Source organism: Lysinibacillus boronitolerans JCM 21713 = 10a = NBRC 103108, assembly GCF_000772935.1.
GTDB lineage: Bacteria > Bacillota > Bacilli > Bacillales_A > Planococcaceae > Lysinibacillus > Lysinibacillus boronitolerans.
In genome coordinates this window covers 14,810-39,211 of the sequence record NZ_JPVR01000070.1, presented here as the reverse complement: position 1 = coordinate 39,211, position 24,402 = coordinate 14,810, and the positions used below count along the sequence as shown (strand labels likewise).

Annotated in this window: 20 protein-coding genes; 1 reads left to right on the top strand and 19 read right to left on the bottom strand. The window is 38.4% G+C overall.

The window, feature by feature from the left end:
* Positions 1-396 precede the first annotated feature (396 nt).
* From CD31_RS08505 to CD31_RS08495, 3 genes are all read right to left on the bottom strand, one after another.
* On the bottom strand, positions 397-1,365 hold the full coding sequence (locus CD31_RS08505; protein ID WP_036076881.1) for a tRNA dihydrouridine synthase: 969 nt from the start codon (positions 1,363-1,365) through the stop codon (positions 397-399).
* 286 nt (positions 1,366-1,651) lie between these two features.
* A complete protein-coding gene (locus CD31_RS08500; protein ID WP_036076880.1) occupies positions 1,652-2,635 on the bottom strand; it encodes a bile acid:sodium symporter family protein in 984 nt (327 codons plus the stop codon).
* Between the two features lie 11 nt (positions 2,636-2,646).
* On the bottom strand, positions 2,647-4,032 hold the full coding sequence (locus CD31_RS08495; RefSeq protein ID WP_036076879.1) for an FAD-binding oxidoreductase: 1,386 nt from the start codon (positions 4,030-4,032) through the stop codon (positions 2,647-2,649).
* 224 nt (positions 4,033-4,256) lie between these two features.
* Between CD31_RS08495 and CD31_RS08490 the strand changes: the two genes are divergently transcribed.
* Positions 4,257-5,009, top strand: coding sequence for a FadR/GntR family transcriptional regulator (locus tag CD31_RS08490; RefSeq protein WP_052125358.1), 753 nt, complete (start codon positions 4,257-4,259; stop codon positions 5,007-5,009).
* A 142-nt stretch (positions 5,010-5,151) separates the two neighbouring features.
* On the opposite strand, the gene rlmD is transcribed toward CD31_RS08490, so the two are convergent.
* The 16 genes from rlmD to CD31_RS08415 form a co-directional block, all read right to left on the bottom strand.
* Complete coding sequence (gene rlmD / locus CD31_RS08485; protein WP_036077017.1) at positions 5,152-6,519, bottom strand: 23S rRNA (uracil(1939)-C(5))-methyltransferase RlmD; 1,368 nt, start codon at positions 6,517-6,519, stop codon at positions 5,152-5,154.
* 109 nt (positions 6,520-6,628) lie between these two features.
* Positions 6,629-6,751 carry a cytochrome bd oxidase small subunit CydS family protein gene (gene cydS / locus CD31_RS24005; protein ID WP_004225690.1) on the bottom strand — a complete coding sequence of 41 codons (123 nt, stop codon included), beginning with the start codon at positions 6,749-6,751 and terminating at the stop codon, positions 6,629-6,631.
* 13 nt (positions 6,752-6,764) lie between these two features.
* The gene (locus CD31_RS08480; protein ID WP_016995189.1) at positions 6,765-7,790 is read right to left on the bottom strand and encodes a cytochrome d ubiquinol oxidase subunit II; all 1,026 of its coding nucleotides are present in this window, start codon (positions 7,788-7,790) and stop codon (positions 6,765-6,767) included.
* Positions 7,787-9,133: a cytochrome ubiquinol oxidase subunit I gene (locus CD31_RS08475; protein WP_036076878.1), complete on the bottom strand. Its 1,347-nt coding sequence runs from the start codon at positions 9,131-9,133 to the stop codon at positions 7,787-7,789. The genes CD31_RS08480 and CD31_RS08475 overlap by 4 nt, the downstream gene beginning before the upstream one ends.
* A gap of 442 nt (positions 9,134-9,575) precedes the next feature.
* Positions 9,576-10,490: a diacylglycerol kinase gene (locus CD31_RS08470; RefSeq protein ID WP_004225701.1), complete on the bottom strand. Its 915-nt coding sequence runs from the start codon at positions 10,488-10,490 to the stop codon at positions 9,576-9,578.
* Positions 10,491-10,562: 72 nt separating this feature from the next.
* Positions 10,563-11,126, bottom strand: coding sequence for a thioredoxin family protein (locus tag CD31_RS08465; RefSeq protein ID WP_016995191.1), 564 nt, complete (start codon positions 11,124-11,126; stop codon positions 10,563-10,565).
* 158 nt (positions 11,127-11,284) lie between these two features.
* On the bottom strand, positions 11,285-12,712 hold the full coding sequence (gatB, locus tag CD31_RS08460) for an Asp-tRNA(Asn)/Glu-tRNA(Gln) amidotransferase subunit GatB (protein WP_016995192.1): 1,428 nt from the start codon (positions 12,710-12,712) through the stop codon (positions 11,285-11,287).
* A 1-nt stretch (position 12,713) separates the two neighbouring features.
* Positions 12,714-14,177 (bottom strand): Asp-tRNA(Asn)/Glu-tRNA(Gln) amidotransferase subunit GatA, encoded by a 1,464-nt coding sequence (gatA, locus tag CD31_RS08455; protein ID WP_004225706.1) that lies wholly within the window; start codon positions 14,175-14,177, stop codon positions 12,714-12,716.
* 24 nt (positions 14,178-14,201) lie between these two features.
* Complete coding sequence (gene gatC, locus CD31_RS08450) at positions 14,202-14,489, bottom strand: Asp-tRNA(Asn)/Glu-tRNA(Gln) amidotransferase subunit GatC (RefSeq protein WP_004225708.1); 288 nt, start codon at positions 14,487-14,489, stop codon at positions 14,202-14,204.
* Positions 14,490-14,722: 233 nt separating this feature from the next.
* Positions 14,723-15,862, bottom strand: a complete 1,140-nt coding sequence (locus CD31_RS08445; protein WP_016995193.1) for a CamS family sex pheromone protein — start codon at positions 15,860-15,862, stop codon at positions 14,723-14,725.
* A 119-nt stretch (positions 15,863-15,981) separates the two neighbouring features.
* Positions 15,982-17,985 carry an NAD-dependent DNA ligase LigA gene (gene ligA, locus CD31_RS08440; protein WP_036076877.1) on the bottom strand — a complete coding sequence of 668 codons (2,004 nt, stop codon included), beginning with the start codon at positions 17,983-17,985 and terminating at the stop codon, positions 15,982-15,984.
* Positions 17,986-18,000: 15 nt separating this feature from the next.
* Entirely contained in the window at positions 18,001-20,250 is a 2,250-nt protein-coding gene (gene pcrA, locus CD31_RS08435; RefSeq protein WP_036076876.1) for a DNA helicase PcrA, read from the bottom strand.
* A 32-nt stretch (positions 20,251-20,282) separates the two neighbouring features.
* A complete protein-coding gene (pcrB, locus tag CD31_RS08430) occupies positions 20,283-20,972 on the bottom strand; it encodes a heptaprenylglyceryl phosphate synthase (protein ID WP_036076874.1) in 690 nt (229 codons plus the stop codon).
* Between the two features lie 111 nt (positions 20,973-21,083).
* The gene (locus CD31_RS08425; protein ID WP_004225717.1) at positions 21,084-21,404 is read right to left on the bottom strand and encodes a YerC/YecD family TrpR-related protein; all 321 of its coding nucleotides are present in this window, start codon (positions 21,402-21,404) and stop codon (positions 21,084-21,086) included.
* A 15-nt stretch (positions 21,405-21,419) separates the two neighbouring features.
* Positions 21,420-22,475 (bottom strand): DUF3048 domain-containing protein, encoded by a 1,056-nt coding sequence (locus CD31_RS08420; protein ID WP_016992376.1) that lies wholly within the window; start codon positions 22,473-22,475, stop codon positions 21,420-21,422.
* Between the two features lie 69 nt (positions 22,476-22,544).
* On the bottom strand, positions 22,545-24,266 hold the full coding sequence (locus CD31_RS08415; protein WP_036076871.1) for an adenine deaminase C-terminal domain-containing protein: 1,722 nt from the start codon (positions 24,264-24,266) through the stop codon (positions 22,545-22,547).
* Positions 24,267-24,402: the final 136 nt, after the last annotated feature.

The following is a 24,402-nucleotide window of genomic DNA, read 5'->3' as shown; positions in this document are numbered from 1 at the left end:
ATCTATTAGATAGCCTACCATCAAAAAAAGATGCACTTTTCTAAAATAAAAAAGACGTATTCAATGAATAAGTCCTTATTAAACATTTTTTTAATTCAAATAAACTGTGGGGTTAGTTGAATTAAAAACGTCCCAAAAGCGTCGTTTGGTAATCTTTCATAAAAGTTGCTATTCAACAATCTGGCTCGTTTGTGGAACAAGTAAAAAATCCTGCATAGCAACACAGGATTTTTAATCAAATCTTTTTATAAACGTAGCATGTTTTTTATAAATATCGTGACTTTATTTCAAATCTACATTGAAAGGAGCAAAGAAAAGGAAATCTCATCCCCTACTCTTTGCTCCTACTTCTACTGTTATTTACTTGACTTTATTGGTAGTTCCATCATTTCATTGTCATTCAATATTGTTTGATTCAAAGTTGTCCAGCAATGCACGCACTTCATCCGTTGATTTTGTGTTCATCAATTGACTTCTTAATTCGCCAGCTCCTCGGAATCCTTTGACATAAATTTTGAAGAAGCGATGAAGCCCTGTGATGGAACGTGGTAGTTCTTCCGCATATTGATCTTGAAGATCGAGCTGCAGTCTTAAAAGATTAAGATACTCTTTACTGCTATGCTCTTTTGGCTCTTTTTCAAAAGCAAATGGATTTTTAAAAATACCTCTCCCAATCATCACGCCATCAATACCATATTGTTCAGCTAGCTGCATTCCCTTTTGACGGTCAGGAATATCTCCATTGATTGTTAGTAGTGTATTTGGTGCAATACGGTCACGTAACTTTTTGATTTCCGGGATAAGCTCCCAATGCGCATCTACTAGGCTCATTTCCTTTCTTGTTCGTAGATGAATCGAAAGGTTCGCTATATCCTGCTTTAAAATATGCGTTAGCCACTCTTCCCACTCATTTACATCCTTGTAGCCAAGTCGCGTTTTCACGCTAACAGGCAGTCCGCCCGCTTTTGCTGCTTGAATTAATTCTGCCGCCACATCTGGTCGAAGAATTAGGCCACTCCCCTTCCCTCTTGAAGCTACATTCGGTACAGGGCAGCCCATGTTAATATCAATGCCTTTAAAACCTAGCTCTGCCATGCCAATACTCATTTCACGGAAATACTCGGGATTATCTCCCCAAATATGTGCCACCATTGGCTGCTCATCTTCTGTAAAGAGCAAACGGCCACGCACACTTTTCTTTCCCTCAGGATGACAATAGCTATCCGAATTTGTAAACTCAGTAAAAAATACATCTGGTCGACCTGCTTCACTTACGACGTGACGAAAAACAACATCCGTCACATCTTCCATCGGTGCAAGCACAAAAAAAGGCCGTGGTAAATCGCGCCAAAAATTATCTATCATGTTAATTCCAAATCCTCTCACTATGGACATATCGCCAAACTCTCAGTCAAAAAATATAAAATATTACATTTGCCTCATTACCTAATACAAATAGAAGTATTATTTATGAAGAGCAATGTAATTATCAACAAGGTTTATTTTAACGAAAATCCGTCCTAAATGATATTTAAAAAAACAAAAAGCAGATGGTATAGATTGTTTCTATCTCATCTACTTTTATTATACCTAATTTTCATTTCTATATTTTTTCAAATAAATCCATTGTAAACATTGGATAATTATCATCCTACATTTGAGTTCTGCTGTTCTCTTCTTGTATCTGTTTTTTATGGTGTACCTCTGGTCTCTCTGGTTTTTTCGACCAATAAGTAGCGAGAATCGGACCAGAAATATTATGCCAAACAGCCCCAAGTACACTAGGTAAGGCGGCTAAAGGACCGAAGTGGGCAGTGGCTAACGCTACACCTAGACCAGAGTTTTGCATTCCAACTTCAATAGAAATAGCTCTTCGATTGCTTTCATCAAGACCTAATACACGAGCTGTTAGATAACCAAATAACAATCCGAATGCATTATGAAGCACTACAGCTGCAAAAATAATGGAGCCTGCCGAAGCGATGGTATTGACATTACCAGCAACAACAGCAGAAACAATAATCATAATAGCAACTACTGAAATAAGAGGAATCACATTAATACTTTTTTCTACGATTTGAGGAGCAACTCTTCTTATAACTATCCCTAGGATAATAGGGATAATGATTACTTGTATAATTGAAGTAAACATTGCTATTGGATCAACTGGCATCCATTTACCCGCAAGTAATAATAGGATGAGTGGTGTGGCAATTGGAGCTAATAATGTCGAAAAGGAGGTCATTGTGATGGACAAAGGTACATTTCCTTTAGCTAAATACACCATGACGTTTGAAGCAGTTCCACCTGGCACAGATCCAAGAAGGACTAGCCCTGCAGCTAATTCTGCTGGCAAGTTCATTATATAAGCAATTAAAAAAGCGGAAAGTGGCATGATAACATATTGAGCACATACACCAATAATGACTGGTACAGGATTCGTTATAACCAATTTAAAATCTACTGCTTTTAACGTCAGACCCATGCCAAACATAACAATGCCTAACAAAATCGTGATATACCCTCCAAATATTAAAAAGGGCTCCGGAGCTATAAAGGCAATAACAGCAATACAAATAACCCAGATGGCAAAATATTTTCCAGCTATCGTACTAATCGCTTCTAAAATTTTCATATTTCCACTCCCTATATTTTTATTTTCAATATTTTATTCGGATTGAAAAGTGTGTCAGGATCAAGTGCTTGTTTAATCTTTTCCATCACAAGAAGTGCTTTACCGTGTTCTTTCTCTTGATATTTCTGCTTACCAACGCCCACACCATGTTCTCCTGTGCAAGTTCCTCCTCGTTCTAGTGCATACATCACAATCAACTCATTTAATTCATCAGCTTTCTTTATTTCCTTTGGATCATTCATATCAATCATTAATAGTACATGGAAATTTCCATCACCAACATGTCCAACAACCCCACCTGTAAGCGCTAACATATCAAGTGCTTCTCTTGCATGTTCAATAGCACCTGCTAGCTCGGATATCGGTAAGCAAACATCGGTTACCATTAGTTTTTTTCCTGGATGTCCATGGACATAGGCGTAAGCTAAATTATGGCGAGCTTCCCATAGCTGATTTCGGGCTGCATTATCCATCTCAAATTCAATATTTTTGCAATTATGAGCCGCTACAATCTCTTTCATAAATTCTACATCCTGTCTTAAGCCAGCCTCATTTCCCTCAAATTCCAAAAATAAGGTTGGTTGTTCCTCATAAGCTGTTTGACTATACAAGTTCACTTGTTTCATTGAAGGTTCATCTACAAGTTCAACTCTTGCAATGGGAATTGCCGCTTGTAGAATACTCACAACTCCTTCCACAGCATCATTCACTGTTTCGAAGGACGCTCTAGCAGCCATGACACATTCAGGAATACCATAAACTCTTAACGTCAACTCAGTAAAACAACCAAGTGTTCCCTCTGACCCAACAAATAGACCGTTTAAATGATAGCCCGATGAAGATTTCTCTGCTAAATTCCCTGTATGAATCACTGTTCCATCTGACAGAACAACCTCTAAATCTCGAACTTGATCGCGCATAGTTCCATATTTAACAGATGTTGTCCCACTAGCATTTGTTGCGGCCATTCCTCCAATTGTCGCATCTGCTCCTGGGTCTACAGAGAAAAATAATCCATATTTCTTCAACTCTTTATTCAACTGAGAACGTGTCACCCCAGGTTGAACTTTCACAAGAAAGTCCTTCTCTCTAACTTCTACTATTCTGTTCATGAGTGAAAAATCAATCGTTATCCCATGATTATAAGGAATCACATGTCCTTCTAAGCTTGTGCCTCTTCCAAATGGCACTATTGGTACTTTGTATTGATTTGCTATGTTCATTATCCTACACACTTCTTCCGTCTTTGTCGGAAACACCACAATATCGGGTAGACAGGCACTATGATAGGATTCATCACTGCTATGCTGTTCTAAAATCGTTTGATTGATTGTCACCTCAATTTCTGGAAGAACTCTACGTAGAGCCATCACCAATTCTTCATTTGTAGTAATCATTTTTTCCTTCCCCTTTTGCTCTCATAGTATTTGGATGTTTAATTGATAAATTTATATGTCATACCAATTTTCCGTATTCTTAAAATTGGTCCAACCTTTTTACATTGTACTAAATATTCAGAAAATATCAACTATTAATTTTTTTCGTAAATTGATAAACATGCTGTATTTCTGTATGATTAAAGCGTTTATAGTACTATGTATTTAAGGTGGTGAGATAGGTAATGCCTCAACCAAAGAAAAAAGCGTATCAGGTAATCGTTGATCAAATAAAGGAATATTTTTTAAATGGTGAATTACAGCCTGGGGATAAACTCCCGACAGAAAGAGAATTAGCGAGTCGTTTTAATGTAAGTCGGACATCCGTAAGAGAGGCACTTCGAAAGCTTGAAATAAAGGGATTTATTGAAATTAAACAAGGCAGTGGTAGCTTTATTAAAACAGCAGAATCCCATACTTTAGGTGAAGAGCTTTCCTCTACAATTATAAATACTGAAAAAAAATTAATTTATGAAATGTTGGAGCTTCGCCAAGCACTTGAAGTAGAGTGTGCCTTTTTAGCTTCACGACGAGCTACTTCTATAGACTTAGAACGAATTAGTGAAGCATTAGACATGATGGATCAAGGTAAAAATGATGTAGAATTAGGAATTCAAGCAGACCTAAGTTTCCATCATAATATTGTACTCGCCTCACATAACTCAATATTTTTACAATTATTTCAAACCCTTAGCGAGCATATGCAGGACACAATCCGAGCTACCCGCAGACAACGCTTGGAAGATCCAGAACGAGCGCAAGAAACCATCGATGAACATAAAAAAATTTACTTAGCCATTGCTTCTGGAGATGCGAACCAAGCCAAGCAACTCATGGAAAACCATATCACGCAAATAAGACGAGAATTGACAGAGTCTCTTTTAAGTCATATTGGAGAAAAAACAATTAAACTAGAGATACGCATGGATGATATGTAGCATATTGAAATTAACGGAAAAAACTCGGATTCGTATTTGATCGAATCCGAGTTTTTATTGATAAACAAATAAGAAAAAATATTTTTACTGAAATACGTCCTAAAACGTAATTTTTATATTGTGTAGGTAGTTGAGTAATGTGTTACTCGTTTAATTTCAACCATGCTACTGCTTCACAATGCGTCGAATGCGGGAACATATCCACTGGCTGGATTTCCTGTGTTTGATAGCCGCCATCCTCTAAAATGCGAAGATCGCGTGCTAGTGTGGCTGGATTACAGGACACGTAGACCACTCGTTTTGGTCGTTGCTCTAGAATAGTAGTTAGCAGTGCTTCATCGCAGCCTTTGCGCGGTGGATCAACTACTAGTACGTCTGCTTCCTTGCCCTCTTTATACCATCTTGGGATAACTTCCTCTGCTGGTCCTGCCTCAAAATAAGTATTTGTAAAACCATTAAGCAATGCGTTACGCTTGGCATCTTCAATCGCTTGTGGGACAATTTCCACGCCCATGACAGCCTTTGCTTTTTGAGCAAGGAATAAAGAAATCGTACCAATTCCACAATACGCATCAATGACACGTTCATCTCCCTGTAAGTCAGCATAATCTAGTGCTTGCTTGTAGAGGACCTCTGTTTGCTCTGGGTTGACTTGATAGAAGGAGCGAGCCGAGATTTCAAAACGTACGTCACCAATAGTATCAATAATAATGTCTTTACCCCAAAGGTTGATTGTGTCATCACCAAAAATAACATTGGTTTTCTCACTATTCACATTTTGCATAATCGATGTAACGTTTGGCACTAGCTTTTGGATTACTGTAATAGCTGCCTCTTTTTGTGGAAACTTTTTCTTTTTCGTTACAAGGACAACCATGACTTCGCCTGTTGCTCGTGCTTTACGGATAACGACATGACGCAACATGCCCTCATGTGTATGCTCATTGTAAGAGCGAATACCTAACGTTGCTAATTCCTTTTTCAAGCCTGCAAGAATTGCATCTGCTTCTCCTGTTTGAATTAAACAGCGATCCATATCCACAATGCTATGCGTTTTTGTTTTATAAAAGCCTGCAATTGCTTGTCCTGTTTCATTTTCAGAGAAAGGAATTTGCGCTTTATTACGGTAGTGCCAAGGTTCTTTCATACCTTTTACTGGGTGAACAGGTGCATGAATTTTACCAATGCGCTGCATCACATTGCGCACCATATTTTCTTTCCATTTTAGCTGCCCCTCATAGGATAAATGCTGTAATTGACAGCCGCCACACTGCTTGAAGTAATTACATGGAGCTTCAACACGGTCTGGAGATGGCTTGATAATATCTATTACCTTTGCAAAGCCATAGTTTTTTAATGTTTTTAACACATGGATTTCGGCCGTTTCGTTTGGCAGTGCACCTTGTATGAATAGTGGATAACCATCAACCTTTGCGACACCATTACCATCATGTGTTAGATCTTCTATATAAACTGAAAGTCGTTCATTTTTTTTCACGGGTGCTGACATTCGTACATCCTCCATTTCAATCTCCTTATTGTAGCATGTGTTGGCAAATGAAAAAAGAACAAGACTTGGCTGTTACGTGTCTCTGCTAATTAACTTGAAAAAAGAGTCGCTATTCGCGACTCTTTTCCTGCTCTTTTGTAATATGATAATCTCTTGGTGCCCACCAAAATGCACACAAGATACCAAGAATGACGACAATAAAAGGTGCATAAAAAATTAAAAAACTTTGCATACGTGCTTTCCTCCTATGCGTGATTGTCTTCTTTTCCTGTCACATATTTTTTATTGAATAAGAATAGTTTCATCAATAAATAAAGTGAAGGTAGAAGAAGACACAGTCCTAAAATAAATGCGATAACTAATGCGATCGCCATTTGTGTGCTTGTAAAGCTATCGTAAATGGTTAAGTACGGATACAGTAGGTATGGATATTGAGCAATTCCATAAGCAAAGAAGGCTACGGCAAATTGAGCAATTAGGAGCCCAACTGCAAGTCCGTACTTTTTCCGCATGGCAATGAGTACGACTGTGACAATAAATAAGACAGCTGAAATCGCAAACATCCACCATAAATTCACCATATGACTGTAGCTCTCTGGGTTGATGGATTTCATTTCATACATAATGCCCAGAGCACTAATCATAAGCGGTGCTGCCCACACAAGTGCATATTTTCTCATCAGTTTCGTTGCTTCGCTATCATTTGCTTTATGCGCGTACCATGTTAAAAATACGGCTGAAATATACAATACAGCAGCGATACTTAGCACCACAATGCTCCAAGCAAATGGACTTGTGTATAAAGTCCAGTAGTTCAGCACAGGTTGCCCATCAATTAAATCAACATAGCCTCCACCAGCAATAGCAAAGACCACAGACAAGGAAGCGGGAATTAATAAACCTGCCACACCATATGTCAGCGTATATCCGATATGTCCCCGTGTACCATACGATTCAAAGGCATAGTAGGAGCCACGAATTGCCAAGAGTACAAGTGAAATACTGACTGGCACAAGTAAAATCGTTCCGTAATAAAAAGCAGTTTGTGGGAAAAATCCTACGATTCCTACAAAGAAGAATACTAAAAAGACATTAGTAACTTCCCAAACAGGCGATAAATAACGTTTAATAATATTTGTTAAAATATGATTTTTTCCAATAAGTAGGCTGTATGCATTAAAGAAGCCAGCACCAAAATCGATTGATGCGACGATGACATAGCCAAATAGGAATATCCATAATACTGAAATACCTAAAATCTCTAATGTCATAGGATGTCACCGCCTTTTTCAGAGTGGCGATCTTCAATCTCGCGTTCGATTGGGTTCTTTTTAAACATTCTTACCAATACGACAATACTTCCCACTGCTAATACTGCATAGACGCCTGCGAATAAAAGCAGCATTAAATCCACATGGTCGCTCGTCGTAGCTCCCTCAGGCGTACGCATTAGTCCATAAAGTATCCATGGTTGACGTCCAACCTCGGCAAGCCACCAACCTGCTTCAATCGCAATTATTGAAAGTGGTCCTCCCGCTACGATAATCCATCTATACCAACGTGAATGAATAAACTGCCAGCCCCGTGCTTTCCCTACAACATAAAGTAATGAAACTAGCACCATAAACATACCAATGGAAACCATGATATCAAAGAGATAGTGAATATAGAGTGGCGGTAAATCCTCTTCCTCAAATTGATCTAAGCCGGTTACCTCTGCATTAGGATTAAAATGTGCAAGAATGCTTAAAGCATACGGAATTTTAATAGCATATTTAACTTCTTCTCCATCTAAGACACCAAATAATACAAGGGAAGCCTTACCTTCTGTTTCAAAATGCCATTCTGCAGCGGCTAGTTTTTCGGGTTGATATTCAGCTAAGTATTTTCCTGAAAAATCTCCTATTACAGCGGCTGCAATGGAGAAAATCAAGCCAATTTTCATTAATAAAAGTAGTGACTTTTTATGGTATACATGTTTCGAGCCCTTTAACATTCTAAATCCTGCAATAGCTGCTAGGACAAATGCCGATGTCATGTACGCTGTCACAAGTACATGTGCAACCTTTGTTGGCATGGCTGGGTTAAACATTGCAAGAAAAGGTTGAATATTAACAAGTTCTCCATCTACAATATCAAATCCTCTTGGTGCGTTCATAAAAGCATTAACGATGGTAATAAAGACCGCTGACATCGACGCTCCGACAGCTACAGGGATTAACAATAGCATATGCTTTTTCTGACTATCAAAGCGGTCCCAAGTATATAAATAGATGCCCAAGAATATGGCTTCAAAGAAAAATGCAAACGTTTCCATAAAAAGTGGTAACGCAATTGTTTGACCAGCAAGTTGCATAAAGTTAGGCCACAATAATGAAAGTTGTAAGCCAATTGCGGTTCCAGTTACCACGCCGACTGCTACAGTAATGACGAAACCACGGGCCCAACGTCTTGCCATTAAAATATAATGCTCATCATTCTTTTTATACCCAGTCCATTGAGCAATCATAATCATTAACGGAACGCCCACACCAATAGTTGCATAAATAATATGGAACGATAATGTTAACTCCGTTAATGCTCGGCTCCAATAGACCGCTGATTCATTAATCATCTCATTTGCCCCCCTTAACTTCCAAATATTCTTCCAAGAATAGAAAGTAGCATAATGATTGCAACACCAAAGCTTAGCCATATAAGCTTCTTTTCTTGTGACTTATACAAAGGCAACACTTCCTTTCCCTTATCCATACCCCCATTTTCCACTATTCCAACGAAAAAAACCTTAATAACGGACCGAAATTTCAGTCTATTATTAAGGTTTCAAATTTTGTTCAAGTAATATACGCACATTTGCCAAACATTTTTCTAATTTCATTCACAATCTTGCTTCTAGTGCTTAGTTTATGGGATTTAGTCAGTTTTATTCTAGTGATGGAATTTTTGTTAAGAGGATTTGGAGAGGTAACTTTACCTTTGAGAGCACTTCAAGCAATCAACCAAAAATACAAAATAAAGCTCATCCTCAATAAAATTGGATGAGCTTTTCGGGTTCATTAAATACGGTCTTCTTCTCGAATATCTGCTAGTGGGACAAAGATTTCGATGTGACGCTTTAGGTTTTCAAATGTAGCGGGGGCATCTCCGCCATATTCGCCATCGAGGTTAAGGTGGACCTCATTTTCTGTAGTAACTTTAACAACGCTAGCTTTTTTGTAGATGACACGATCATCATTTAAATGCTCGCCTCTTAATGCCATGGCAGCTAGTTGAATAAATTCAGGAAGACTAACTTTTTTTAGCACTATTAAAGTAAAGTAGCCGTCATTAATACTTGCATCAGGAGCTAGTTTTTCAAAGCCGCCTACTGAATTCGTTAACCCACATAGGAACATCATAGCGTCGCCATCAAATACTTCCCCATCATATTCAATGCGCATATGTGAGGCTTTGATGGATGGAATCATCTCAACTGCCTTTACATAATAGGCTAACTGACCAAGCATTGTTTTCATTTTGCTTGGTACTTCATAAGTTAGTTCTGTAATACGTCCGCCAGCAGCAATGTTGATGAAATAGCGTTCGCCATTTAAGAGTCCAACATCGACTGGTAATGTATCCCCTTGAATAATAATGTCTACTGCCTCTTCAATATTTCGAGGGATATGCACGGCACGGGCAAAATCATTTGTAGTGCCCATCGGAATTAGACCAACTTTCGGACGGTTTTCAAATGGACTTACACCTGAAACAACTTCATTTAATGTGCCATCTCCACCCACTGCGATGATGATATCAAAACCGCGTTCTACCGCATTTTTTGCTGCAAGCGTTGCATCGCCTTCACATGTTGTTGCATGACAGGATGTCTCATAGCCTGCTACCTCTAGTTTTTCCAACACCTCTGGTAGATGTTTCTTAAACACTTCGCGTCCAGATGTAGGATTATAAATGATTCTTGCTCGTTTCATAACATACCTTCCTGCTTCATAAGATTCTACTTCATTCAACGATTTATACGTTGAAATGTTGCAATGCTCTTGTTATTTTTGTAATGCTTCTGTTACTTGCTTCTTAAAGTCCTCATAAACATATGTCCAATATGTTTGATTTGAGATATTTTCCTCACGAATTTCTGCATACAGAGCCTTTTGAGCCTCTTCAAATGTTGGATCTTCTTTATCTGGTAAGCTTGCTCGTTTCGTTACGACGAACTCTTGTAATTCAGGTGCACGTGGTCCCCATTTTCCAATCACTTCACCAGCATCATCTAGTAAGAGATAAATCGGAATTGCACGACCACCGTTTGTTAAATATCGATCAATTAGCTCTGTATCAGCATCACGGAAAACAGTACGCATTTCTAATCCTGCTGCTTCAGCAACACGGCGAATAATCGGATTATTTAACATTGCGTCTCCGCACCAATCTTCTGTAATGGTTAAAATGTTAGGTTGCTTTTCCTTTAATAACTCGATAAAACCATCGTTTGTTGGTACTTGAAAGCCATCATAAATACGAAAGCTTTCTTCTTTCAACGTCGTCATGTTCTCCATATATTGTTGTATTGATATAGCTTCATTAAAATACTGTTGTTCTGTTTTCATTGGCTCGTCCCCCTTATTATTATCTATTCTATATTTTGCTATGAATACTCTTTTTAAACAACTATTAAGTTTCGTAAAATGCAAATTTGTTACATTTTTTGCAAATTAATAGCCGAGGGAGCAAGGAAGCTCTCTCGGCTATTATGTTACAACGAGTATTATCGTTTGGCAATTTCTTGTTGTAATAATTTATTAACCATTGGTGGGTTAGCTTGACCTTTTGTTGCCTTCATAATTTGACCAACTAAGAAGCCAATCGCACGGTCTTTACCATTTTTGAAGTCCTCGATAGATTGGGCATTGTTATCTAAAACTTCTGTTACGATAGCTAGTAATGCACCTTCATCGGAGATTTGAACTAAGCCTTTTGCTTTCACAATATCCTGTGCAGAGCCGCCATTTTCTACTAATTCAGCAAATACTTTTTTACCGATCTTAGAAGAAATTGTACCGTCCGTGATTAATTTCACCATTTCAGCAAGGTTTTCTGGTGTTAATGCTGTATCTTTAAGATCTTTTTGCTCTGCGTTTAAATAAGCAGAAACATCACCCATTAACCAGTTAGCAGAAAGCTTAGCATCTGCGCCATTTGCTACCATTGCCTCGAAGAAGTCTGAGATCTCTTTAGAGATAACAAGAACTCCAGCATCATATGGTGTTAAGCCTAATTCTTCAACATAGCGCTTTTTACGGGCATCTGGAAGCTCAGGAATTTCAGATTTCACACGCTCTAACCATTCATCATCTATTGAAAGACGAACTAAGTCAGGCTCTGGGAAGTAACGGTAATCATCTGTTCCCTCTTTAACACGCATTAAAATTGTTTTACCTGTTTTTTCATCGAAACGACGTGTTTCTTGCTCAATCACGCCACCTGATAACAATACATCTGCTTGACGTAATTCTTCATGCTCTAAACCACGACGAACATAGTTGAAGGAGTTCAGGTTTTTAAGCTCTGTTTTTGTACCAAATTCTTCTTGACCATAAGGGCGAATAGAAATGTTGGCATCACAACGTAGTGAGCCTTCTTCCATTTTACAATCAGATACGTCAGTATATTGAATAATCGATTTTAATTTTTCTAGGTATGCATATGCTTCGTTTGGTGTACGAATATCTGGTTCAGAAACGATTTCAACCAGTGGTGTACCTTGACGATTAAAGTCAACTAGTGAGTGGTCACCAGCATGTGAAAGCTTACCAGCATCTTCTTCCATATGAAGACGTGTGATACCGATACGTTTTGTATAGCCGTCTACTTCAATATCAATCCAACCATTTTTACCAATTGGTTTATCGAATTGTGAAATTTGATAAGCTTTCGGATTATCTGGATAGAAGTAGTTTTTACGGTCAAATTTTGTCTCTTGTTCGATTTCCATATTGAGTGCAAGCGCTGCACGCATAGCGAAATCTACTACATTTTTGTTTAGGACTGGTAGGACCCCAGGATAGCCTAAATCAATTACTGTTGTATTTGTATTTGGTTCAGCACCAAAGTGAGCTGGTGCTGGAGAGAAGATTTTTGAGTTTGTTTTCAACTCAACGTGTACTTCTAAACCAATGACTGTTTCAAAGTTCATGTTATTTTCCCTCCCACATTTGAGGAACTTCTTTATGGAACTCAGTTGCTTGTTCAAAAGCATGAGCTACACGGTAAATAGTCGCTTCATCGAAGTATTTACCAATTATTTGTAAACCTAATGGTAGACCATTTTCAAAGCCACAAGGAATTGAAATCGCTGGTACACCTGCTAAGTTCATCGGGATTGTTAAAATATCGTTAGCATACATTGTCATTGGGTCATCAACGTTTTCACCAATTTTGAATGCTGGTGTTGGAGCTGTTGGTCCAATGATAACATCAAAGTCTTCAAATACTTTATCATAGTCTGCTTTGATCAGTGTACGTGCTTGTTGTGCTTTTTTGTAGTACGCATCATACGTACCTGCACTTAGTGAGTAAGTACCTAGCATGATACGACGTTTTACTTCATCACCAAAGCCTTGTGCACGTGTTTCTTTATAAAGATCCATTAAATTTGTCACATTTTCTGCACGGAAACCATAACGGATACCATCGAAACGAGATAAGTTAGAAGACGCTTCAGATGAAGAAAGGATATAGTACGCAGCTAGTGCATATTTCGAGTGAGGAAGTGATACTTCTTCTACAGTAGCGCCTAAGCCTTTTAATACCTCTAATGCTGCAAGCACTGATTGACGAGCTGCTTCACCAACACCCTCACCAAGGAATTCCTTTGGTACTGCGATACGTAAGCCCTTTACATCACCAGTAAGAGCTGCAGCGTAATTTGGCACCTCAACATTCGCAGAAGTCGAATCATTAGGATCTAATCCAGCAATGGCTTCTAGTAATAGCGCATTATCTTCAACATTGCGTGTAATTGGCCCAATTTGATCTAGAGAAGATGCGAATGCAACTAGACCAAAACGAGATACACGACCATATGTAGGTTTCATCCCTACAACACCGCAGTAAGCTGCAGGTTGACGAATTGAACCACCTGTATCTGAACCAAGAGAGAATGGTACTTCACCTGCTGCTACTGCTGCTGCAGATGCACCTGAAGATCCTCCTGGTACGTGGTTTAAGTTCCATGGATTTTTTGTTGTTTTATAGTATGAGTTTTCGTTTGAAGAACCCATTGCAAATTCGTCCATGTTTAATTTACCGACTGTAATCATGCCAGCTTCACGTAGCTTGTTGACAACAGTTGCATCATAGATTGGCATAAAGCCTTCCAGAATTTTAGAGGCACATGTTGTTTCTAAGCCTTCTGTTACGATGTTGTCTTTCACACCGATTGGTAGACCGAATAATGGTCCACGCTTTTCAAATGGTACTTTATCCATTTCAGCAGCTTGGGCAGTTGCTTTTTCTTCGTTTGAAGCAAGGAATGCTTGTACATCGCCATCAAGCTTTGCAATACGCTCGTATGCTTCTTTCGTTAAGTCAGCGATTGATAAGTTACCCGCTTTAATTTCCGCTTGTAACTCCTTAGCTGAACGTTCAAATAACGTCATGAGGAATCCTCCTATGTTTTAGTATTACATGATAGCTGGTACTTTTACTTGACCATCTTCTTGTTCTTTTACGTTTAACATCATTACTTCGCGGTCTAAACCTTTTACTGCTACATCTTCACGCATTACATTCACTAATGGTAAAACGTGCGTTGTTGGTTCAACATTTGTTGTATCCAGTTCATTTAACTGCTCCGCAAAGTCTGTAATTTTTCCAAGCTGTTCAGCAAATTTCTCTGCTTCTTCTTCTGTAATTGCAAGACGCGCTAAATTTGCCACGTGCTTTACTTCTTCTTTTGTTAATTTAGCCATTTTTCACACCTCCGAATACTTGTTCAATTCATTGTTTTTATTGATAACAATAGGGTTGAATAAAGTTAACCATGCCAATAATCATAACATTTTTCATATTAAAAATCACAACTTTCACTAAAAATATAGAAACTTTCACTACTATAACAAAGTGTTGTCTCTATCACCCTGTAGTGTTCCTCAATTTCTATCCATCTATATAAAAAATATAGCCAGCACAAAGGCTGACTATATTAATCATAAACATGCACATAAGGGTCTTTGTCGTTGGGCTTTTTAATGATTAATGCCTCAGGACCATTCACTGAAGTAACACTCACTTCCACATGAATATTATCAAATTGATTGATTAAAATACCCGTCAAATATTGTGTAAATCCTATTATTTCTGCTTTACCGAAAAATTGGATCGGAATTTCAATCGAAAGATTTTGTATTTGTTTATTACGATAAAAACCAGTACCAATCACACTTGTGTAGTTAGAAAAGTATTTATCAACATCTTGTTTAAAATTCTTGAAGTTATTGTTGACGTCTCGGTATACATCTTGTGAATCATCTGTTGGGAATAAGACGTAATTTTCATCTATACCTTTCCACTCATCGATGTTATTCTGTCCAGATTTTGCTACACCATAACTAAAATAGGTCCCTGGAATAATTTGATTGCGGGCTTGTTGCTTAAACAAACCGACCACAATCGGTACATCCTTTAACTCATCACGTGAACGTAAACGAGAAACGATTTCAGCAGCCATTTTTTTGCCTTGCTCAATAAGAGTAGACTCTGAAATTGGTTCCTCGTAATATTCGCCATACTGTTCTTTTTGATAATAATAGATAGAATTTAAGGCAAGACCGATTGAAATCCCACCTAGTTTCACTTTATTATCCTTCGTTTTTGTTAAGTAGTTTTGCTCTACAATATGGGATAAATAAACTGGAGCCTTTGTTGCTCGCTCCTCTGGTGTCATTGTATCTGTTGTCGGTGGATTTAATCCATCCTCTGTTTGTGAACTACGAGCAAGCCAAGAGCTTACTGTACTTTCAGCTAAATATTGACCTTCTTGGAAGTAGTAGTTTTCTGTGTCGAACTCATTTTGAGATAAACGCATTAAACCTGATTCAACTTCCTTCATATCATATTTCGTATAAACGTTAGATACCACTAGACCTCTACTTGCACTCTCTTTATAAGGGATAAGCGTCTTATAATAAGATTCATCAATTTGTATGCTTGGGATAATTGTTGTTTCAGCTTTTTCTTTCTGTTGCGTTTCCTGTGTAAGCTCTGTCTCCTTCTTATCAGAAGGCACACAGCCGACTAGCATTGCAGCAGCTACGATTGCTGGAATGAGTCGAAAAGACTTCATTATTTAGTGCTCCTTTACTAATAGTCAATTTTAGGTCGACGAATCTTTTCGACGCCTTGATGTAACGGTTGTGCACTCCACATCGCTTCCTTCTTAGAAGGGAAAATGTTGTGCGCTTATTAGATGAGGTTAAGTTGTTCAATTAAGTTATCTTCAGTCCAAACTTCAATACCTAGTTGCTCAGCCTTTGTTAGTTTAGAGCCTGCATCCGCACCTGCGATCACCAGATCCGTTTTTTTGCTAACACTACCCGTGACTGTACCACCTAACTCTTCTATTTTCGCTTTTGCTTCGTTGCGTGTCAATTGCTCAAGTTTACCAGTTAAGACAATTGTTTTACCTGCAAAAGGACTATCACCTATCGCCACTTCTACTTTTTTACCTTTATATGTCATATTCACGCCTGCCTCAGCAAGACGCCCAATGACTGCTCGTGCATCTTCATTCGAGAAATACTCCACTAACGATGAAGCCATTTTATCGCCAATTTCATAAATTGCCACAAGCTGTTCCTCTGTTGCAGCCATCACCGCTTCCATTGAACCAAATTCTTCTGATACAATTTTGGCTGCTTTTTCACCAACATGACGAATTCCTAGTCCAATTAATAAACGCTCCATCGAATTTTCCTTCGAAGCTTGAATAGCATTTACTAAATTAGTGGCTGATTTTTCGCCCATACGTTCCAATTCCACCAGTTGCTCCACCGTTAAATGATAGAGATCTGAAACATCATGTATTAAATCTGCACGCAATAATTGCTCCACTACTTTATCCCCAAGACCATCAATATTCATGGCGTTTCGAGAAACAAAATATTTTATGCTCTCTGCAATTTGGGCAAAGCAGGCTGGATTTACACAGCGCAGGGCCACTTCGCCTTCAATACGAATCAATTCACTATCACAAACAGGGCAATTTTTTGGCATAACAAAAGGTACTGAATCCTCAGGACGTTGCTCTATTAGCACACCTACAACTTGAGGGATAATGTCTCCAGCCTTTCGAATAATAACTGTATCTCCAAGACGAATATCCTTATCACGGATTAAATCCTCATTGTGTAAAGAAGCGCGTTGAACCGTTGTTCCCGCTACTTGGACTGGAGTTAAAATCGCTGTTGGAGTAACAACACCTGTACGTCCTACTGTTAAATCAATATCAAGTAACGTTGTAACAACTTCTTCTGCTGGGAACTTATAAGCAATCGCCCAACGTGGACTTTTTGCTGTATAGCCTAGCTCGTCTTGCTGTGCATAACGATCCACCTTAATCACGATACCATCAATTTCGTACGCTAAAGTTGGACGATTTTCTGTCCAATGTTCTATAAAGGCCATTACTTCTTCAATGGTTGTGCAACGTTGACGCTCTTTGTTAGAAGGGAACCCAAGCCCCTCTAAATAATCAAGCATTTCTGCATGTCCATCCATTCCATAAACCTCACCATCTCCACCAATGGCATAGATAAAAGTTGATAGTTGGCGACTTGCTGCAATTTTAGGATCTAATTGACGTAATGAGCCAGCAGCGGCATTCCGTGGATTAGCAAATAATTCTTCCCCATTGCTGGCACGTTGCGCATTTAATTTTTCAAATGATTTTTTTGGCATGTACGCCTCACCGCGTACTTCGATTGTAATAGGCTCTTTTAAACGTAATGGGATCGCTCGAATGGTCTTTAAATTGGCGGTAATGTCTTCTCCTATCACACCATCTCCTCTTGTAGCCCCTTGTACAAACATGCCATTTTCATATTTTAATGAAATAGCCAAACCATCTATTTTTAGCTCGCATACATAAGAAAATTGGTCTCCGATTGCCTGACGCACTTTACGATCAAATTCTCGTAAGTCCGCTTCATTAAAAGCATTTGAAAGACTAAGCATTGGGTAATCATGAGTCACTTTCCTAAAGCCCTCTACCACTGCTCCACCAACACGCTGCGTAGGAGAATCGGGGTAAATAAGGGATGGGTTCGCTTCTTCTAATGCAATCAGTTCCTGTAATAGCTGGTCATAGACACTATCTGCTACGACAGGTTTATCTAATACATAATAGGCATAGCCATATTCATGTAATAATTTATTTAACTCCGCTATTCGCTGTTCTATTTCGTTCATTTACCGTTCCTCCGCTTACGCTTTTTCAATCGGTGCAAATTGAGCAAGTAATCGCTTAATACCAATTGGTTGTGGGAATGCGATATCAAGCTCTGTACTATCACCTTCACCTTTTACACTAACAACCATACCTGTTCCCCATTTTTTATGAATCGCCTTATCTCCAGCCTTCCACCCAAATTGATCTCCACCCGTTGCTTGTAAACGTGCTGTAGCAGGTTGTGTTTGCTGAATAGCACCAAGTGTACGCTTTTGAAGGCCACCTGTTGAACGATTTGTAGCAAATGGTACTGTTGATTTTGTCCCTGCCTTCGAAATGGACTCTGTAATATCTTGAGAAATTTCACCTAAAAATCGTGAGGCATTATTAAAGCTTGAACGACCAAAAATCGTTCGGCTTTGTGCACATGTCAAATATAAACGTTCCTCAGCGCGCGTCACACCAACATACATAAGGCGACGTTCCTCTTCCATTTCATCTTGATCGTCTAGCGAACGGGAATGAGGGAAGATGTTTTCCTCCATACCGATAATAAAGACAACAGGGAACTCTAAGCCTTTAGCGGCATGCATCGTCATTAAAATAATATTGCCCTTAGATGCATCCTCTTTGTCGAGTGCATCTATATCAGCAATTAGGGCTAAATCTGTTAAAAAGGCAATTAAGCTTTTATCATCACTGCGCTCCTCAAAAGCCTTTGTGACAGATAGAAACTCTTCAATATTTTCTAAACGGCTTTCTGCTTCAATTGTTTTTTCGTTTTGTAGCATTGCTCGGTAGCCTGATTTATCAATAACTTGCTCTACAATTTCAGTGACAGATAGATATTCCTGCATTTGTGTAAAGCCTTTAATCATGGCATAAAATTGCTCCGCTGAATTTGCTGCTTTCCCTGATAGCCCCATAAAGACAAGATCATTCATCGCGTCAAAAATTGAACGATCCTGATCTATTGCATAACGTGCCATTTTTTCAAAGGAAGTTGCACCAATACTGCGCTTTGGCTCATTAATAATACGTGCTAGTGATAAATCATCATCATTATTGGCAATAAGTCGTAAGTATGCTAGTAAGTCCTTTATCTCTTTTCGATCATAGAACTTTGTTCCGCCTACTATTTGATAGGCCATATTGGACTTAACAAGCACTTCCTCCATTACACGAGATTGAGCGTTTGTACGATATAAAATAGCAAAGTCATCAAATGAACGATTTTCTTTTTCAATTAACTGTTGAATCGTTTGTACAACAAATTGCGCTTCCTCTTGCTCGTTATAAGCTTTAAATAGTGCAATCTTTTCACCCTCTGAATTTTCTGTGCGTAATTCTTTTGGGTAACGTGTTGTATTATTTTGAATGACGTCATTGGCTGCCTGTAGGATGCGTTTAGTTGAACGATAATTTTGCTCAAGCATAATCACCTTTGCAGCTGGATAATCCTTCTCAAAGGATAGAATATTTCCAATGTCTGCACCCCGCCAACGATATATAGACTGATCGGAATCCCCTACAACACAAATATTTTTAAATTTCTTTGCCAGTAACTGTACAAGTAAATATTGCGATTTATTGGTATCCTGGTATTCATCTACATGAATATATTGAAATTTATTTTGATAATATTCTAGCACTTCAGGTACACGTTTAAATAAAGTAATCGTTGTCATAATTAAATCGTCAAAATCGAGGGATTGGTTACGGCGTAATCTTTTCTCATAGCCTTTATAGACACGTGCAACAGTTTGTTCATAAGGGTTTTTATCATTCATTTGTCCAGCGTAATCATCCGCTGTTATACACTCGTTTTTTGCTGCACTAATAGCATTTAAAATTGCTCGTGGCTCAAAACGTTTTGGGTCAATATTTTCTTCCTTCATCACATTTTTAATGACTGAAAGCTGATCCGTAGAATCTAAAATAGAGAAATTACGAGAAATGCCTAGCTGATCGATATTACGACGTAAAATTCTTACACACATGGAGTGGAAAGTCGATACCCACATGCTATCGCCAGTACCATTGCCAAGAATGCCATCAATACGGTCACGCATTTCTCGTGCTGCTTTATTCGTAAACGTAATCGCTAAAATTTTAGAAGGATATACTTCCTTTTCGATAACTAGGTACGCAATACGATGTGTTAAAACTCGTGTTTTTCCTGACCCAGCACCCGCCATAATCAGTAATGGTCCTTCAGTTGTTTTAACTGCTCTTTCCTGTTCAGGATTCATGCCTGCTAGTAAATTTTTTGTTAACTGTTCCATTTCGCACCGCCTTACAAACATTTGTTCTAAAATTATAACGTATTTTTAACAGCCTTAACAGTCGCAAGTGCAGCTTTTAAATCTTCGTAAATAATATTTCCCACTACTACCGTATCTGCAACCTGCGCCATTTCCTCTGCTTGCTTTGCAGATGTTATGCCACCACCATAAAAGAGTTTAGTATGCTTTAGTTCGTTTTTAACAGCACTAACTACCTCTAGATTGCCATACATTCCACTGTACTCTAAATAAAAAACAGGCAGTTTAAAGAAATTTTCTGCCATGCGTGCATAAGCTACCACATCATCAATCGTTAAATCTGTTTTCGCACCCGTTACATGGGCTACTTTACAATCAGGATTTAAAATACAATAGCCTTCCGCTACTAATTCATCCCATACCATAATATCGCCGTATTCCTTAATAGCCTCATGATGTAAATTTTTAATCCATTTTGGATCATCACTATTTAATACCGTTGGAATGAAATAATAGTCATAACCTGGTGTTACCGCATCGATCGTAGAAATTTCAAGTGCTATTGGCACCTCAAAACGACGCACGCGAACAAGTAAATCTAATACCCCATCTAATGTTACATTATCTGTTCCACCAACCAAAATAACGTCTGTCCCAGATTCACAAATTTTTTCTAGGTCTTCATCTGAAATGTCCTTCGCTGGATCTAGCTTGAACACATGTCTCCATTCTAAATAATCCATCTATGTTTACCACCTATCATTTTCTATCTATTCGTTTACAAGTATAGCTTATGATTCACGACAAAAAAATGAAAAAGACCGAGTAGAACTTCTACTCAGCCTTTTATCTGACTATTCTTTTGGTGCTTGAAAGGGTTTTTCATCAGGATACAAACGACCTAACATTTCATCATATGTATCATTCCCATAATCGAAGCAGCGACGCACTCGCGAAATAGTTGCAGTACTTGCCCCTGTTTCCTTTTTAATGGATTCGTAGGTTTTCTTTAATCGTAATAAATGTGCAACCTCAAAGCGTTGTGCCAACGATTGAATTTCACTAATCGTACATAAATCATCAAAAAACTTATAGCATTCCTCGATGTCCTTCAACTCTAACACTGCTTTAAATAATTGATCTGTTTGATGCCCCCGAATTTTTTCGATTTGCATGCAATTTTCCTCCCTTTAAGGCTGCGTTTTCACCATTGCTTGTAACCCTGGCGAAGATGGTACGAAATGAACCCACGACTTTCCTGGTACAAGCTTTACAGGATCCCCTGTTTGCTCTACAGCCATTGGTATTCCATTAACATTAGCCCATTTGACTTCCCTCAAATAGCCATTTTGAAATACATACGCATTTCCACCAGACGTTAAATCAATTGCTTGGCGACCAATATCATCAATTGTTTGGTGATCCATTTCGAAAAATAGAACATTTGCCAATGACACTGTTTCGCCTGTTAACATATCTTTAGTGTCCACGCTAGCCGATTGTCGTTCATAGTGATTAGTTTGATGATCATACACATACGCGTTATGGAAATCTTCATTATTTCCGTAATAAATGTCAACTTGACTTGTTTCAATACCTATTTTACCACGTTCATCTGGTTCATAAAAAGCCTGAAGTACTTTTTCACTGTAATTCATTGAAGCGCCTACCATTTCAGCACCTTTTAGAATGTTTTCTGCTGTAATATAGGAATTGTGTGGTGCAACGCGGTCGTTAGAACGTTTAAACAGAATACCATCATAAGCCATACCGTTGATATTGTCGACGATACGATGATCAAGCATTGTTTTCGCCTCTGGGCTATAGCCATGTGCTACATAAAAGGCATCAAATCCCTTGGCCATATCGATAAAATAAGAGCGTGCACTGCGAACTGGCCCAATATTTTCAGGCAGTTCACTTTGGTATACTGCTAAAAAGCGTGTCACATTACCTTCTGCAAGCATTTCATAAACAATATCCGCCGCAGCTAAGCCTGATTGTGGACGTGCCGCTGGATGATTATTAATGGTTACGATAATTGGTCGTTGTGTAATTTCTTCTTTTACAGCCTCCCCAGTAAGTGGTGCAACAAAAGCTGGTTGTTGCACAGGCTCCTCCACAACTGCTTCTTCCTCTACAATTGGTTCATCATCCTCTTTGACTTTTGGTGTATCCTTTGAACATCCCCCGATCACCAAAGCACTAAATGCAATAGCAATCCATAATTTTCTCGATTTGAACACAAGCATATCTCTCCTTTGAACAATTACACATATTTGTAATTGTTTAAACAACTGAAACACTTTCATGAATTAGCGCATAACAGCAGGTAATAATAACTTATTCTTCATGACATCGAAAATTCCTTGTGGTGTTATACGAATATACGGTAAATGAGTAGATTGTAAAAATAATAGTGTATAAATGGCATCTCCTAATTGATAGCCTCGATCTGCTAAAGCTTGTTTTAAAGCCTTTTCTTTCTCTGTTAAAGTGAATACATCTCCATCATATAAAAGTCCACCAATTGTTAATGGGATATCCGCTATAACTTCTCCTTTTTCGACGAGAACAATACCACCATTCATGGCCTTCATTTCTTCGAAGGCTTTCATCATATCGTCTTTATTTTTTCCAATTAACAATATGTCACCCGTGTTGGAGTAAGAGGATGCAAAGCCTTGGACATCTGTTGCAAATCCTTTAATCATTGTATTTACATGCCATTTGCCTTTTCGGTTAATGAGCATTAAATAGCACTCATCATGATTTGCCAATTGCCCTTCTTTAGTGATTAAAGAATTATAAGGCTTTGTAATGACATCATTGACTAATTGAATACCAAACGGCATAGAAAACTGGAAATCCTGTGAATCTAATGAAAAATCTAAATCTAAAGCTGGGATGGCAGAATAATCAATTGGCGCCATTCTATGCACACGATCCCCATCACGCTTCAACCAGACACCCTTTGATATGACACTTTCTGGAACAGGATGATATTCATCTTGTAAAATATTGAGCGAAGCAAAACGCCCTGTCGCGATAAAACCATGTAAATTGGACATGTTATAATAACGTGCCACATTATAGGAAGCCATTTGATAAGCATCGATAGGAGATACCCCTGCATCTAAAGCTACTTGAATGCATTTATCCATCACACCATCCTCATGGAATGAAGGTGTCGAACCATCTGTCGTCATCATTAAATGATCAAAAATTGGAAGCTGTTTTTCTACTATTCCTTTTAATAGATGCGGTAAGTCCGGTCGAATGGAGGAATGACGTAATGTAACCGCATAGCCTTGCAGGATACGACGCTCTACTTCTTCCACTGTCATTGCCTCATGATCTCCATCAGCACCAAGCAGTTTCATACGTGCCAACGTTCTTTCTGAAGCTCCTGGGAAATGTCCTTCAATTTTTTTTCCGAGTCCCTTAGCCATTTGCATACGATAAAGCATTTGATCGTCACCATGCAACAGCTTAGGCCAGCCTGTCAGCTCTCCACCAAGCAAGACATCACTTCGCTCTAACCACTCTAATATAGAGGTATTAGAGAAAACCTCTTCCTCTTGCTCCAATTCAGTTTGTGAATCAAAGCGAGTCCACCAATAAAAAGAAAAGGGCAGCTTTTTCAAACTCTCTAAAATTGAAAACGCTTTCTTATTTTCCAAATTTAAAACAAAACTTAAATTATCCGAAATAAAAGTCGTTGTCCCGAGCTGACCACAAAAATCTGCAAATGACTGTGGATGATAAAGCTGAAACGGATGAACATGTGGTTCAATATAGCCAGGTACAATTGTTTTTCCTGTACAATCCACCACTTCTGTTCCTTCTAATAAAGGAGGCATTCTGTCACCAGCATAGACAATGCGATCTCCCAAAATCCAAATGTTTCCTACTATAAATTGTTTTAACATACTATGCAAATAACGTGCATTTTTCAGTACGATATCTGGTGCCTTTTTCCCATCGATTACTGCTAATTGCTGACGTATTTTTGTTATTTTCCATACTGGATCCATACTATTCGCTCCTTCCTAAATTACGTAATTTTTCATTGTGTAAATCCAACTTGAAATCACATACTACTACTGCATAATCGCATATTTTCATAAAAATTATGCTTTATGCAATCATCTTGTTTCAATCGTAACACAG

Excerpts from the sequence above, each read along its gene's own strand:
- CD31_RS08505 (WP_036076881.1), bottom strand. The coding sequence starts at position 1,365 with ATGATAGATAATTTTTGGCGCGATTTACCACGGCCTTTTTTTGTGCTT.
- CD31_RS08500 (WP_036076880.1), bottom strand. The coding sequence starts at position 2,635 with ATGAAAATTTTAGAAGCGATTAGTACGATAGCTGGAAAATATTTTGCC.
- CD31_RS08495 (WP_036076879.1), bottom strand. The coding sequence starts at position 4,032 with ATGATTACTACAAATGAAGAATTGGTGATGGCTCTACGTAGAGTTCTT.
- CD31_RS08490 (WP_052125358.1), top strand. The coding sequence starts at position 4,257 with ATGCCTCAACCAAAGAAAAAAGCGTATCAGGTAATCGTTGATCAAATA.
- rlmD (WP_036077017.1), bottom strand. The coding sequence starts at position 6,519 with ATGTCAGCACCCGTGAAAAAAAATGAACGACTTTCAGTTTATATAGAA.
- cydS (WP_004225690.1), bottom strand. The coding sequence starts at position 6,751 with ATGCAAAGTTTTTTAATTTTTTATGCACCTTTTATTGTCGTCATTCTT.
- CD31_RS08480 (WP_016995189.1), bottom strand. The coding sequence starts at position 7,790 with ATGACATTAGAGATTTTAGGTATTTCAGTATTATGGATATTCCTATTT.
- CD31_RS08475 (WP_036076878.1), bottom strand. The coding sequence starts at position 9,133 with ATGATTAATGAATCAGCGGTCTATTGGAGCCGAGCATTAACGGAGTTA.
- CD31_RS08470 (WP_004225701.1), bottom strand. The coding sequence starts at position 10,490 with ATGAAACGAGCAAGAATCATTTATAATCCTACATCTGGACGCGAAGTG.
- CD31_RS08465 (WP_016995191.1), bottom strand. The coding sequence starts at position 11,126 with ATGAAAACAGAACAACAGTATTTTAATGAAGCTATATCAATACAACAA.
- gatB (WP_016995192.1), bottom strand. The coding sequence starts at position 12,712 with ATGAACTTTGAAACAGTCATTGGTTTAGAAGTACACGTTGAGTTGAAA.
- gatA (WP_004225706.1), bottom strand. The coding sequence starts at position 14,177 with ATGACGTTATTTGAACGTTCAGCTAAGGAGTTACAAGCGGAAATTAAA.
- gatC (WP_004225708.1), bottom strand. The coding sequence starts at position 14,489 with ATGGCTAAATTAACAAAAGAAGAAGTAAAGCACGTGGCAAATTTAGCG.
- CD31_RS08445 (WP_016995193.1), bottom strand. The coding sequence starts at position 15,862 with ATGAAGTCTTTTCGACTCATTCCAGCAATCGTAGCTGCTGCAATGCTA.
- ligA (WP_036076877.1), bottom strand. The coding sequence starts at position 17,985 with ATGAACGAAATAGAACAGCGAATAGCGGAGTTAAATAAATTATTACAT.
- pcrA (WP_036076876.1), bottom strand. The coding sequence starts at position 20,250 with ATGGAACAGTTAACAAAAAATTTACTAGCAGGCATGAATCCTGAACAG.
- pcrB (WP_036076874.1), bottom strand. The coding sequence starts at position 20,972 with ATGGATTATTTAGAATGGAGACATGTGTTCAAGCTAGATCCAGCGAAG.
- CD31_RS08425 (WP_004225717.1), bottom strand. The coding sequence starts at position 21,404 with ATGCAAATCGAAAAAATTCGGGGGCATCAAACAGATCAATTATTTAAA.
- CD31_RS08415 (WP_036076871.1), bottom strand. The coding sequence starts at position 24,266 with ATGGATCCAGTATGGAAAATAACAAAAATACGTCAGCAATTAGCAGTA.